The 11,047-nt window shown below is 44.9% G+C and carries 8 protein-coding genes, 22 tRNA genes and 2 rRNA genes (1 of these 32 cut by a window edge); 29 read left to right on the top strand and 3 right to left on the bottom strand.

Annotated features, from left to right (window positions below; translation table 11 throughout):
• The 24 genes from R4Z09_RS26585 to R4Z09_RS26470 all read left to right on the top strand — a co-directional run.
• A 23S ribosomal RNA gene (locus R4Z09_RS26585) occupies positions 1-1,530 on the top strand; it begins 1,403 nt to the left of the window's first position.
• A gap of 61 nt (positions 1,531-1,591) precedes the next feature.
• Positions 1,592-1,707 (top strand): 5S ribosomal RNA (gene rrf / locus R4Z09_RS26580).
• Between the two features lie 14 nt (positions 1,708-1,721).
• Positions 1,722-1,796, top strand: a tRNA-Glu gene (locus tag R4Z09_RS26575).
• A 38-nt stretch (positions 1,797-1,834) separates the two neighbouring features.
• Positions 1,835-1,910, top strand: a tRNA-Val gene (locus R4Z09_RS26570).
• A 37-nt stretch (positions 1,911-1,947) separates the two neighbouring features.
• Positions 1,948-2,020: transfer RNA gene (locus R4Z09_RS26565), tRNA-Thr, on the top strand.
• Between the two features lie 130 nt (positions 2,021-2,150).
• Positions 2,151-2,226, top strand: a tRNA-Lys gene (locus tag R4Z09_RS26560).
• A 35-nt stretch (positions 2,227-2,261) separates the two neighbouring features.
• Positions 2,262-2,346 (top strand) — tRNA-Leu (locus tag R4Z09_RS26555).
• A gap of 13 nt (positions 2,347-2,359) precedes the next feature.
• Positions 2,360-2,431, top strand: a tRNA-Gly gene (locus R4Z09_RS26550).
• Between the two features lie 11 nt (positions 2,432-2,442).
• Positions 2,443-2,531: transfer RNA gene (locus R4Z09_RS26545), tRNA-Leu, on the top strand.
• A gap of 63 nt (positions 2,532-2,594) precedes the next feature.
• Positions 2,595-2,671: transfer RNA gene (locus R4Z09_RS26540), tRNA-Arg, on the top strand.
• Positions 2,672-2,675: 4 nt separating this feature from the next.
• Positions 2,676-2,752: transfer RNA gene (locus R4Z09_RS26535), tRNA-Pro, on the top strand.
• A 21-nt stretch (positions 2,753-2,773) separates the two neighbouring features.
• A tRNA-Ala gene (locus R4Z09_RS26530) sits at positions 2,774-2,849 on the top strand.
• A gap of 26 nt (positions 2,850-2,875) precedes the next feature.
• Positions 2,876-2,952 (top strand) — tRNA-Met (locus R4Z09_RS26525).
• Positions 2,953-2,960: 8 nt separating this feature from the next.
• Positions 2,961-3,034: transfer RNA gene (locus R4Z09_RS26520), tRNA-Ile, on the top strand.
• Between the two features lie 13 nt (positions 3,035-3,047).
• A tRNA-Ser gene (locus R4Z09_RS26515) sits at positions 3,048-3,140 on the top strand.
• Positions 3,141-3,164: 24 nt separating this feature from the next.
• Positions 3,165-3,238 (top strand) — tRNA-Met (locus tag R4Z09_RS26510).
• A 3-nt stretch (positions 3,239-3,241) separates the two neighbouring features.
• Positions 3,242-3,318: transfer RNA gene (locus R4Z09_RS26505), tRNA-Asp, on the top strand.
• Positions 3,319-3,342: 24 nt separating this feature from the next.
• Positions 3,343-3,415, top strand: a tRNA-Phe gene (locus R4Z09_RS26500).
• A 35-nt stretch (positions 3,416-3,450) separates the two neighbouring features.
• Positions 3,451-3,534: transfer RNA gene (locus tag R4Z09_RS26495), tRNA-Tyr, on the top strand.
• A gap of 5 nt (positions 3,535-3,539) precedes the next feature.
• Positions 3,540-3,615: transfer RNA gene (locus R4Z09_RS26490), tRNA-His, on the top strand.
• A gap of 7 nt (positions 3,616-3,622) precedes the next feature.
• A tRNA-Gln gene (locus R4Z09_RS26485) sits at positions 3,623-3,694 on the top strand.
• Positions 3,695-3,701: 7 nt separating this feature from the next.
• A tRNA-Gly gene (locus R4Z09_RS26480) sits at positions 3,702-3,775 on the top strand.
• 9 nt (positions 3,776-3,784) lie between these two features.
• Positions 3,785-3,861, top strand: a tRNA-Ile gene (locus R4Z09_RS26475).
• Positions 3,862-4,000: 139 nt separating this feature from the next.
• A tRNA-Asn gene (locus tag R4Z09_RS26470) sits at positions 4,001-4,075 on the top strand.
• Between the two features lie 129 nt (positions 4,076-4,204).
• Here R4Z09_RS26470 and R4Z09_RS26465 read toward each other — a convergent pair.
• A complete protein-coding gene (locus R4Z09_RS26465) occupies positions 4,205-4,483 on the bottom strand; it encodes a hypothetical protein (protein WP_338449679.1) in 279 nt (92 codons plus the stop codon).
• A gap of 226 nt (positions 4,484-4,709) precedes the next feature.
• Between R4Z09_RS26465 and R4Z09_RS26460 the strand changes: the two genes are divergently transcribed.
• Positions 4,710-5,426, top strand: a complete 717-nt coding sequence (locus R4Z09_RS26460; protein ID WP_338449678.1) for a metallophosphoesterase family protein — start codon at positions 4,710-4,712, stop codon at positions 5,424-5,426.
• 53 nt (positions 5,427-5,479) lie between these two features.
• Here the strand turns inward: R4Z09_RS26460 and R4Z09_RS26455 are convergent, their stop codons facing one another.
• Entirely contained in the window at positions 5,480-6,712 is a 1,233-nt protein-coding gene (locus tag R4Z09_RS26455; RefSeq protein ID WP_338449677.1) for a HAMP domain-containing sensor histidine kinase, read from the bottom strand.
• Between the two features lie 281 nt (positions 6,713-6,993).
• Between R4Z09_RS26455 and R4Z09_RS26450 the strand changes: the two genes are divergently transcribed.
• Entirely contained in the window at positions 6,994-7,452 is a 459-nt protein-coding gene (locus R4Z09_RS26450) for an Hsp20/alpha crystallin family protein (protein ID WP_338449676.1), read from the top strand.
• Positions 7,453-7,516: 64 nt separating this feature from the next.
• Here the strand turns inward: R4Z09_RS26450 and R4Z09_RS26445 are convergent, their stop codons facing one another.
• A complete protein-coding gene (locus tag R4Z09_RS26445; protein WP_338449675.1) occupies positions 7,517-8,389 on the bottom strand; it encodes an AraC family transcriptional regulator in 873 nt (290 codons plus the stop codon).
• 180 nt (positions 8,390-8,569) lie between these two features.
• Between R4Z09_RS26445 and R4Z09_RS26440 the strand changes: the two genes are divergently transcribed.
• The 3 genes from R4Z09_RS26440 (at position 8,570) to R4Z09_RS26430 (ending at position 10,869) form a co-directional block, all read left to right on the top strand.
• Positions 8,570-8,743: a hypothetical protein gene (locus R4Z09_RS26440; RefSeq protein ID WP_338449674.1), complete on the top strand. Its 174-nt coding sequence runs from the start codon at positions 8,570-8,572 to the stop codon at positions 8,741-8,743.
• A 247-nt stretch (positions 8,744-8,990) separates the two neighbouring features.
• Positions 8,991-9,419 carry a VOC family protein gene (locus R4Z09_RS26435; RefSeq protein ID WP_338449673.1) on the top strand — a complete coding sequence of 143 codons (429 nt, stop codon included), beginning with the start codon at positions 8,991-8,993 and terminating at the stop codon, positions 9,417-9,419.
• A 70-nt stretch (positions 9,420-9,489) separates the two neighbouring features.
• Positions 9,490-10,869 carry an MDR family MFS transporter gene (locus R4Z09_RS26430; RefSeq protein WP_338449672.1) on the top strand — a complete coding sequence of 460 codons (1,380 nt, stop codon included), beginning with the start codon at positions 9,490-9,492 and terminating at the stop codon, positions 10,867-10,869.
• The last annotated feature ends 178 nt before the right edge of the window (positions 10,870-11,047 follow it).

The raw sequence follows: 11,047 nt of genomic DNA, 5'->3' as shown, positions 1-11,047 counted from the left end.
GGCTGAAAAGCGTAGGCGATGGACAACAGGTTGATATTCCTGTACCACCAAAATCCGTTTGAACGATGGGGGGACGCAGGAGGATAGGGTAAGCGCGCTGCTGGATTAGCGCGTCCAAGCAGTTAGGCTGTCAGCGAGGAAAATCCCGTTGGCGTGAAGGCTGAGCTGTGATGGCGAGGGAAATATAGTACCGAAGTTCCTGATTCCACACTGCCAAGAAAAGCCTCTAGTGAGGATTAGGTGCCCGTACCGCAAACCGACACAGGTAGGCGAGGAGAGAATCCTAAGGTGAGCGAGAGAACTCTCGTTAAGGAACTCGGCAAAATGACCCCGTAACTTCGGGAGAAGGGGTGCTTTTTAGGGTGAATAGCCCTGAAAAGCCGCAGTGAATAGGCCCAGGCGACTGTTTAGCAAAAACACAGGTCTCTGCGAAGCCGCAAGGCGAAGTATAGGGGCTGACGCCTGCCCGGTGCTGGAAGGTTAAGAGGAGAGGTTAGCGTAAGCGAAGCTTTGAATTGAAGCCCCAGTAAACGGCGGCCGTAACTATAACGGTCCTAAGGTAGCGAAATTCCTTGTCGGGTAAGTTCCGACCCGCACGAAAGGCGTAACGATCTGGGCACTGTCTCAACGAGAGACTCGGTGAAATTATAGTACCTGTGAAGATGCAGGTTACCCGCGACAGGACGGAAAGACCCCGTGGAGCTTTACTGTAGCCTGATATTGAATTTTGGTACAGCTTGTACAGGATAGGTAGGAGCCTGAGAAGCCGGAGCGCCAGCTTCGGTGGAGGCGTCGGTGGGATACTACCCTGGCTGTATTGACATTCTAACCCGCACCCCTGATCGGGGTGGGAGACAGTGTCAGGTGGGCAGTTTGACTGGGGCGGTCGCCTCCTAAAAAGTAACGGAGGCGCCCAAAGGTTCCCTCAGAATGGTTGGAAATCATTCGTAGAGTGTAAAGGCACAAGGGAGCTTGACTGCGAGACCTACAAGTCGAGCAGGGACGAAAGTCGGGCTTAGTGATCCGGTGGTTCCGCATGGAAGGGCCATCGCTCAACGGATAAAAGCTACCCCGGGGATAACAGGCTTATCTCCCCCAAGAGTCCACATCGACGGGGAGGTTTGGCACCTCGATGTCGGCTCATCGCATCCTGGGGCTGTAGTCGGTCCCAAGGGTTGGGCTGTTCGCCCATTAAAGCGGTACGCGAGCTGGGTTCAGAACGTCGTGAGACAGTTCGGTCCCTATCCGTCGTGGGCGTAGGAAATTTGAGAGGAGCTGTCCTTAGTACGAGAGGACCGGGATGGACGCACCGCTGGTGTACCAGTTGTTCTGCCAAGAGCATCGCTGGGTAGCTATGTGCGGAAGGGATAAGTGCTGAAAGCATCTAAGCATGAAGCCCCCCTCGAGATGAGATTTCCCATAGCGTCAAGCTAGTAAGACCCCTGAAAGATGATCAGGTTGATAGGTTTGAGGTGGAAGCGTGGTGACACGTGCAGCTGACAAATACTAATCGGTCGAGGACTTAACCACAATTCAATGAATGAACTTGTCAATTATCTAGTTTTGAGGGAACAATCCTTCAACAAAATAGTCTGGTAACAATGGCGAGAAGGTCACACCCGTTCCCATCCCGAACACGGAAGTTAAGCTTCTCAGCGCCGATGGTAGTTGGGGCCTTGCCCCTGTGAGAGTAGGACGTTGCCAGGCTTACCTTTTAATATGGCCCCTTGGTCAAGCGGTTAAGACACCGCCCTTTCACGGCGGTAACACGGGTTCGAATCCCGTAGGGGTCACCAAAGTTTTTCACGACTGTGAAATAACTCTCTTTTATTATGGAGGATTAGCTCAGCTGGGAGAGCATCTGCCTTACAAGCAGAGGGTCGGCGGTTCGAGCCCGTCATCCTCCACCATAATTTTTTCACGTAGTGAAAATAATCTTCCATATTTGCCGGCCTAGCTCAATTGGTAGAGCAACTGACTTGTAATCAGTAGGTTGGGGGTTCAAGTCCTCTGGCCGGCATCTTATTGTTTAAGCCATTAGCTCAGTCGGTAGAGTGTCGCACCGTCTCGAAGAGACTGCGACTGCAACAAAAGCCAAAGGCTTTTGACGCACAAGACCACTAGCTATGTCATAAACATAAACTATGTTCGAGCCATTAGCTCAGTCGGTAGAGCATCTGACTTTTAATCAGAGGGTCGAAGGTTCGAGTCCTTCATGGCTCACCAAAGTTTTTTGCTTCGGTAAAAGTAACTTTCCATATGCGGGTGTGGCGGAATTGGCAGACGCACTAGACTTAGGATCTAGCGCCGCAAGGCGTGGGGGTTCGACTCCCTTCACCCGCACCATTTAAATATATTTGCGGAAGTAGTTCAGTGGTAGAACACCACCTTGCCAAGGTGGGGGTCGCGGGTTCGAATCCCGTCTTCCGCTCTTATGATTTTGCCGGGGTGGCGGAACTGGCAGACGCACAGGACTTAAAATCCTGCGGTAGGTGACTACCGTACCGGTTCGATTCCGGTCCTCGGCACCAAGGTTTTTTATGAGAGTAAAATAACCAAAGTTTTTTGCTTTGGCAAACTAACTAACGATTAATGCGCCCGTAGCTCAATTGGATAGAGCGTCTGACTACGGATCAGAAGGTTATGGGTTCGACTCCTTTCGGGCGCGCCATATGCGGGAAGTAGCTCAGCTTGGTAGAGCACTTGGTTTGGGACCAAGGGGTCGCAGGTTCGAATCCTGTCTTCCCGACCATCCAATTTTCCAAATAAAAATGGGGCCTTAGCTCAGCTGGGAGAGCGCCTGCTTTGCACGCAGGAGGTCAGCGGTTCGATCCCGCTAGGCTCCACCATTTTTTATAGATAAGATTAATACAATGGCGGCGTAGCTCAGCTGGCTAGAGCGTACGGTTCATACCCGTAAGGTCGGGGGTTCGATCCCCTCTGCCGCTACCATATGTATTGGATCTTTAGCTCAGCTGGTTAGAGCAGACGGCTCATAACCGTCCGGTCGTAGGTTCGAGTCCTACAAGATCCACTGTTTTCTAAGCGGAGGAATACCCAAGTCCGGCTGAAGGGATCGGTCTTGAAAACCGACAGGCGGGTTAAACCGCGCGGGGGTTCGAATCCCTCTTCCTCCGCCAGTCAAATTATATATTTTCTATTATCGCGGGGTGGAGCAGTCCGGTAGCTCGTCGGGCTCATAACCCGAAGGTCGCAGGTTCAAATCCTGTCCCCGCAATCTGGTCCGGTAGTTCAGCTGGTTAGAATGCCTGCCTGTCACGCAGGAGGTCGCGGGTTCGAGTCCCGTCCGGACCGCCATTTTTAAAATAAATATTGTATGTTGGCTCAGTAGCTCAGTCGGTAGAGCAATGGACTGAAAATCCATGTGTCGGCGGTTCGATTCCGTCCTGAGCCACCTTTTCTTATGAACAGATTTAGCCTTTATATATCGGAGGGGTAGCGAAGTGGCTAAACGCGGCGGACTGTAAATCCGCTCCTTCGGGTTCGGCGGTTCGAATCCGTCCCCCTCCACCATTATGGCGGCTGTGGCGAAGTGGTTAACGCATCGGATTGTGGTTCCGACATTCGTGGGTTCGATTCCCATCAGCCGCCCCATTTGTTTTGGGCTATAGCCAAGCGGTAAGGCAACGGACTTTGACTCCGTCATTCGTTGGTTCGAATCCAGCTAGCCCAGTTCCTTTGCGGGTGTAGTTTAGTGGTAAAACTACAGCCTTCCAAGCTGTTGTCGTGGGTTCGATTCCCATCACCCGCTCCATAAAATAATGGGCCTATAGCTCAGCTGGTTAGAGCGCACGCCTGATAAGCGTGAGGTCGATGGTTCGAGTCCATTTAGGCCCACCATTATATGAAATGCGTAGGCGACTGCCCTGCTTTGAGAGACGGTGGAGAGCCGATCATGCAAATCCCGGTTTTGGAATTGCGGGAGCGGATCGAAGTGGCTGAAAAGCAAGGAGCCGAAGCTAGACAGAATTAGCATTATTCCGCAGTAGCTCAGTGGTAGAGCTATCGGCTGTTAACCGATCGGTCGTAGGTTCGAATCCTACCTGCGGAGCCATTCTATATTTTAAAAATACATAGCCTAAATAAATGAGACCTAATCCTTAGATTAGGTCTTTTCTATTATTTTTACTATCTAATTGTAAAAGGCATAGAAGAGAAATCTTCCATGCCTGGCCGACTATAATTAATAACTCTTAAAAAGAGGTTTTCTTTTACTTTCGCGATGATCATCTTTATGATCACGGTCATGATCATGATCATGATCATGATGATGGTGATGACCATGATGTTTGTGGTGATGGTGGTGATGATGTTTATCGTCATCGTCCTTTTTAATAATAACCACATCATCAGCGTAGATAATTACTTTATCTACCTTCAAAATTATGTTTCCATCATCATCAAACATTCCTGCAAGATTGCCCTTATCAAAGCGAATGTGGTGACGCTTTTTTTCTTCCATATCTTTTCCTCCTTTCTTATATCTCTATTAGTAAAATATGCTTGTAGTAAAAAAAGGTATGGACAAGTATTTAAAAAGGGCAGTCCATATTTATCAAATTTTTTTCAAATACGTGAGTTTGCTAGATTATCATACTTGAATGAAAGCAAAAATCTAGTCTATAAGTTTGTCCAAGCGGATATGTTCATATAAAATAAAAATAATTTGAAATAAAGGAGAGGGTAGAATGAAGATTGCTTTCATCTCAGATATCCATGGAAACGCGAATGCACTTGATGCCGTACTGAAGGATATAAAGGAGCGCGCCGTTGATAAAATCTATTGTCTAGGAGATATCTGTTATCGGGGTCCTGAGCCGCAGCGATCATTGGATCTTGTCCGTTCATTACAAACGGAGGTAATTAAGGGAAATGCGGATGAATGGGTCATTCGTGGAGTGTACAAGGGAGAGGTGCCCGATCAAGCACTGGAAATGATGAATAAGGAGCGAGAGTGGATTTGTTCCCATTTGGATGCTGAAGCGATTGATTATCTGCAAGGTCTACCGTTAGAATTAAAGCTGGAGGTAGAGGGCGTAATGATTCATGCCTATCACGCCACACCGGAGAGCCTTTTCGAAATCGTTCTTCCTCATGAAAGTGAAGAGACATTGGAAACGAAGATGATGATAGAGGCGGCAGATGTTTATGTCTATGCTCATATTCATAGACCATACATCCGATATTTAAATGGCAAATGCATTATAAATATTGGCAGTGTCGGGCTTCCGTTTGATGGAAACGATAAGGCTTCCTACGCGCTGCTGGATATTCAAGAAGGCAGCTGCCAGACGTCGATTGTCAGGGTGACCTATGATGTGAATCTAACCATTCAGCAGTTTTCCGAATCCGATTATCCGAACCGTGACCAGCTGATTTCAATTTTGAAAAATGCCCGTATTTAATGAAGAAAGCTCCTTTGGCAGCATCAAACTGCAGGAGCTTTTTTTATAGAAAATTAAACCGGAATAGTGATCGTAAAGGTTGTTCCTTTCCTTTTTTCACTTTCTACTTTAATATTTCCTTTAATTTTATGAATGGTACTGTAAACCATCAGCATACCGAGGCCTGTCCCATGATTTTTCGTAGAGTAATAAGGCTTGCCTAAACGAGAAATCTCCTCATCTGTCATACCAATACCCGTGTCTTTTATCGTGATCAAAATCTGATTCTTCTGTTCGGATACGTCGATTATCAAAATGCCGCCTGTTTCCTTCATCGCTTCAATTCCATTTTTACATAAATTAATTAAGCATTGCTGCATTTGATTCCTATCATATTCTTTTCGTAAATTATTTTGAAAAGAAAGCTGAATCGTGACCTGATGCATATGGGCATAGGGCAGTAAAATGTTTTTCGTATACTCGGCTTCCTCTTTAAAATCGGAATAGACCATGTTTTCCGATTGTGGTCTGGAGAAGGCGAGAAAGTCACTGACTATTTGCTCTGCACGCTTCAGCTCCAGTAATGAATATTCAATAAAGCCTTTTTCTTTCTGGGGGATTTCCTTTGATTCATTTAATAGTTGTAAAAATCCGTTTGTCACGGTCAGTGGATTGCGAATCTCATGGGCAACACTGGCTGATAATTCACTGATTAAATGTAATCGTTCTGAGTGTAAATAGGCCTCCCGGTCTTTCATATTGGAGATAATCTGCTCAATTAAATACATTAGAATGGCGGTCATGATCATATAGGTCAATACAGCATTAATTGCCAGTAACCAATATTCGCGATTTAAAGGAACCTGCCTTGAAAGAATGGATAAGTATATAAGCATGATAGTAAGAGAAATGCTTGCAGCCAAATAAATTCTTTTCCGTGATTCTAATTGATGGAACTTCCTGCTGAATAGCGGAACAATCAGAAATATAGCGGTCGAAAACAGAAAGGACTCGACCGTTCCGTCTCCGCCAATGATAAATCGATAGATATTCAGAGCAAGATACACGATCAATGTTAATTTATGCCCGCCAAAAAGTGAAAGAATGACAAAGGGAATATAACGCAAATCAAATATAAACCCGCTCTCCAAATGAATCGGAAACGTCATACAAAGGATCATGGACAAAGCAGCAAGAATCAACGTAATCGGACTACTTATATAATGAACACGATTCTCAAAAAAAATCAGAAAGGCCAAAACCGGCAAAAGCAAAAACAAAAAATTCAACAACAGGGATTCTAACAAACCAGAGCCTCCTCCCAACACAATAAGCACTATTTAGCTATTCTACCATATCATACGAAACATGGGGACGGTTCTTATGCTTCCTTTTTGAATTTTCTAGCAGGAGAACAGAGTGAAATGCTTTAATACGGTAACAAAGAGGGGGCCAGTCCCCCAGCGCTTTAAAGCACTGGGGGACAGTCCCCCGCCTCTCTACAGCACTAAAGCAAATGTTCTTTCACATCCTCTTTAAACCTGCATAGGATATAGAGGTAAGATTCTTGCCTGGGAGGGATGACGATATGTCTGAGCGTAAGAAAAATGAGAGCGATTTTTCGTTAGGAGAGTTAATGAGGCCTCTAACTCATTTTTTCAATGAGAAACCGATCAAAGGATTGTTACAGCAAATGGATGAGCTGTTTCAAAAGCCTTTCTTGTTTACTCCTTCTTTCAACGTGGATGTCACCGAAACAGAAAATGAATACCGAATTACCTCTGAGCTTCCGGGAATTAATCGCGAACAAATTGATATAGATATTATTGATCATTACTTAACTATTTCCATTCAATCATCCGAGTCCATAACGGAAGAAGATGAGAACCGTGCCGTTATCAGAAGGCAGCAATCGATGCAGCGGTCAAGCAGAACGATTGCACTTCCGCAGCCGATTAATGAAAAAACGGTCAAAGCCTCCTACAAAGACGGTTTGCTGCAAATTACGGTCCCGAAGCTAAGAGGAAAGAAAATTTACTTAGAATAGCAACAAAAAAACAAGCAGTGGGAACTGCTTGTTTTTTGCTTTCCTTAAATGGAGCAGACAAGTGTTACTTTTTCGTAACCGGAATCCATATTTCACTTCGATACTCAGGCAATGTTAAATCTTTATATTCATTCCAAAGAATCTCAGGTCCTTCCACTAACTGATAATTTGCAGAAGGCAGCCATTCAGAATAAATCCGGCCCCATACATTCTGCAGTGTTTCAGGAAACGGCCCGACGGCCTCAAATACCGCCCAAGTGGAAGCTGAAACCTCAAGTTGTGACATACCTTTCGGGCACTCTTCCGTTGTAGCCACACCTATATAATGATCAAGCCCGCCTTTTTCCTCCATCCGGTCTTCAGAAAAATTAGTAGAGGCACTCAGCAGTCCGATTGGCTCCACATTTGAAAGGCTCTTTAACAGCGTGATTGTTTCCATATCCAAGCTTTGCCACATGGCAGAGATTTCTGGATTTACCCCGTTAAATACAATTGGGACTCGTTTCATTAACCCCACAACGCGGAACGCCTCTTTTTCTACAATACGATAGTTCATTTCATTTCCTCCTTTTATCGTTAACTGAAAGCTCATTTTCGGAAAAGCCTTCAAAGAATGTCCGCTGTTTCTTGCTTCTGACGGGGAAATGCCATGCAAATGAACAAACGCACGGGTAAACGAATCGGCAGAGTTATAACCGTATTTCACAGCCAGATCCAATACCTTCGTGGAGCTATCACGAAGCTCAAAAGCAGCAAGCGTCAGACGTCTGCGGCGGATATACTCTGACAGCGGGATACCGGCAAGAAAGGAAAACATCCGTTTAAACTGATATTCAGAACACAGTGCAATCCTAGCAGCCTCCTTTAAATTAATCTCATTAGTAAGGTTTTCTTCGATATATGTTAACGCTTGGTTCAGGTTTTTAAGGGAATCCATCTTGATGACCTCCTATATCACTAGAATAACAGGATGCAACGGGAACCATCCGACTTTTTGCAGCGGGGTTTTGTAGGATTTTTTTATAAAAATGGGTCTCAACAAAAATAAAGCCCATTTTTTTGTCACCAAATACCCAGAATTGAATAAACTGCAATAAAGGATTAAGAAGGTGATCAGATGCTTCTGCAAATAGCCCTTTACCTGTTAATCGGCTTCACCATCTTATGGTTCTTTAAGGAACAAACCCTCAACACCATCCTAAAAGAAATCAACTTCGTCCTCCTATGGCCGTTCATCCTCCTGCTGGAATTTATTGAACTCGTTGATAACGCCAAAAGAAGGCGTGAATGAAGGTTGAGCCTAGCTTTTTGGTTTCGAAGCAAATAGTTTTTTACAAGATGCTTTAAAAAATTACTTAATGTAACGATAGAACAAACAAGGATCTGTAATTTATTACAGGTTCTTTTTGTGCGATAAAGAGAATCAACATCCTTGTCGAAAAAATGAGGTTCTCCAACAGGTCTTTTTGCATTTCATATAGATCGAAATATGATACTATTCTCCTTGTAACTCATTTTCAAGAAAGGCAAGAAGAGCGATGAAATTACTAAACATCCACCATGTTGCGATCATTTGTTCAAACTATGAGAAATCAAAAGACTTCTACATAAGGATTCTTGGGTTGACTCCAATCAGGGAGGTCTACCGGGAAGAAAGGGATTCCTATAAATTGGATCTTGAGGTGAACGGCCACTACCAGATTGAGTTGTTTTCATTTTCCAACCCGCCGAAACGACCGAGTTACCCGGAGGCAGCGGGATTACGCCATCTTGCGTTTGCCGTCGAGGATATAGAGGAGGAGGTTAGCTATTTAACGGAGCAAAAGGTAGAAGTGGAAAAGATTAGGATAGACCCCTATACGCGAAAAAAATTCACATTTTTTGCTGACCCGGATGGATTACCGATTGAGATATATGAACAGGAAGCACAAGACAAGCGCAGCAAAAAGCCAGAGGCGGATATATAGGCTGCGACACATGACACATACTAGCTGGAAGTAGAAGAACCGTCCCTTTGCTTCCTAAAGGAGGATTTTCATGAAAAAGGAGACGAATCAAAAGTCGGTTATTTGGGCGTTGTTGATTGCAACGTTTCTTACGGCGATTGAGGGAACGATTGTGAGTACGGCTATGCCGGTGATTGTGGAGGATTTAGGGGGCAGTGAGCTTTATACATGGGTGATATCTGTCTATTTATTAGCGATGGTAATTGGAACGCCTATTTTTGGAAAAATGGCTGACTTATATGGAAGAAAGCTGATGTTTACACTTGGCGTTCTTATTTTTGTCGTGGGTTCAATGTTATCAGGTCTGGCACAGACAATGGAGCAGCTTGTCTGGTTCCGTATGATTCAGGGAATAGGAGCAGGTGCCTTGACCACCATCCCCTTTACAATTATCGGTGATGTGTTTGCCTTTGAACAGCGGGCAAAGATTCAAGGGATGATCAGTGCTGTCTGGGGTATTTCCGGAATCATCGGGCCGCTGGCTGGAGGCTTTATTGTTGATTACATTTCCTGGCACTGGATATTCTTTATGAATCTTCCGTTTGGTATTGTTTCCTTGATTCTGCTATGGGTATCCTTACAGGAGAATCTGGAAAAGAAAAAGCAAATCATTGATTACCCGGGCATTTTTACCTTTGCCGTCAGTATGACCTCGTTTCTCTATGCATTAACGTTATTGAAAGAGCAGAAAGCACTAACAAGCAGTATCCTGTTGCTGCTGGCGGTTGCCGTTGTTGGAATGGGCCTCTTTTTCTGGATTGAAAAAAATTCAAAAGAGCCAATGCTGCCGTTATCGTTATTTAAAAATAAATTTATTTCCGTTGCTAATACAGCCGGTTTTCTATTCGGTTTTATTCTAGTAACTGTTACGTTTTATATCCCTCTATGGGTTCAAGGTGTGAACAACCTAAATGCGACTGTTTCCGGTATTTCCATGCTGCCGATGTCGATAACCTGGCCGCTGGGAGCGATGATTTCAGGGCGATGGCTGGCCAAAACACCGATTGGAAAAATTGCCGTAACAGGTATTTCTATCGTGTTCTTGGGAACATTTGGTTTAATTTTCATGAATGATCAAACGACCATTGCGTTCATGATGGTCATCACAGCCATTCTTGGATTGGGCTTTGGATTGGCCCTCACTGCCTTTACAGTAGCGGTTCAATCAGCAGTAGAATGGAAGCTCCGCGGAGCAGCTATGGGCGCCTTTAACTTACTGCGAAACCTCGGCCAAGCCATCGGAATCGCCGTATCCGGACTATGGCTGAGCGACGAACTTTACGGACATGCATTAGCCGAAAGTCTGCACACCGTATTCATCATCCTCGTCATCCTGGCAATCAGCGCTCTCCTCACAGGAAGCATGCTGCTAGGAAAAAAAGCACTATCCTTATCAACAGAAAAAAATTAAAGAATGCAGAGGGACGGTTCTCTTGCTTCCTTTTTTGGAAGCAAGAGAACCGTCCCTCCGCTTTTTCAGAAGCATAAGAACCTCCCCCTGCTTCGACAAAGTTTTTGTAGAAAAATGTCGTTAGTTTGAAAATTTTTATAATAAAACACAATGGGTTTAACGTGTTATACTAAATCCA

Origin of the sequence: Niallia oryzisoli, assembly GCF_036670025.1 — a bacterium.
Classification (GTDB): domain Bacteria; phylum Bacillota; class Bacilli; order Bacillales; family Cytobacillaceae; genus Bacillus_BD; species Bacillus_BD oryzisoli.
The sequence above is the reverse complement of the archived record's forward strand: the minus strand, read 5'-3'. Positions and strand labels throughout refer to the sequence as shown.

Bases quoted from the DNA above. Each gene is read 5' to 3' on its own strand.
- R4Z09_RS26465 (WP_338449679.1), bottom strand. From the start codon at position 4,483: ATGGAAGAAAAAAAGCGTCACCACATTCGCTTTGATAAGGGCAATCTT.
- R4Z09_RS26460 (WP_338449678.1), top strand. From the start codon at position 4,710: ATGAAGATTGCTTTCATCTCAGATATCCATGGAAACGCGAATGCACTT.
- R4Z09_RS26450 (WP_338449676.1), top strand. From the start codon at position 6,994: ATGTCTGAGCGTAAGAAAAATGAGAGCGATTTTTCGTTAGGAGAGTTA.
- R4Z09_RS26445 (WP_338449675.1), bottom strand. From the start codon at position 8,389: ATGGATTCCCTTAAAAACCTGAACCAAGCGTTAACATATATCGAAGAA.
- R4Z09_RS26440 (WP_338449674.1), top strand. From the start codon at position 8,570: ATGCTTCTGCAAATAGCCCTTTACCTGTTAATCGGCTTCACCATCTTA.
- R4Z09_RS26435 (WP_338449673.1), top strand. From the start codon at position 8,991: ATGAAATTACTAAACATCCACCATGTTGCGATCATTTGTTCAAACTAT.
- R4Z09_RS26430 (WP_338449672.1), top strand. From the start codon at position 9,490: ATGAAAAAGGAGACGAATCAAAAGTCGGTTATTTGGGCGTTGTTGATT.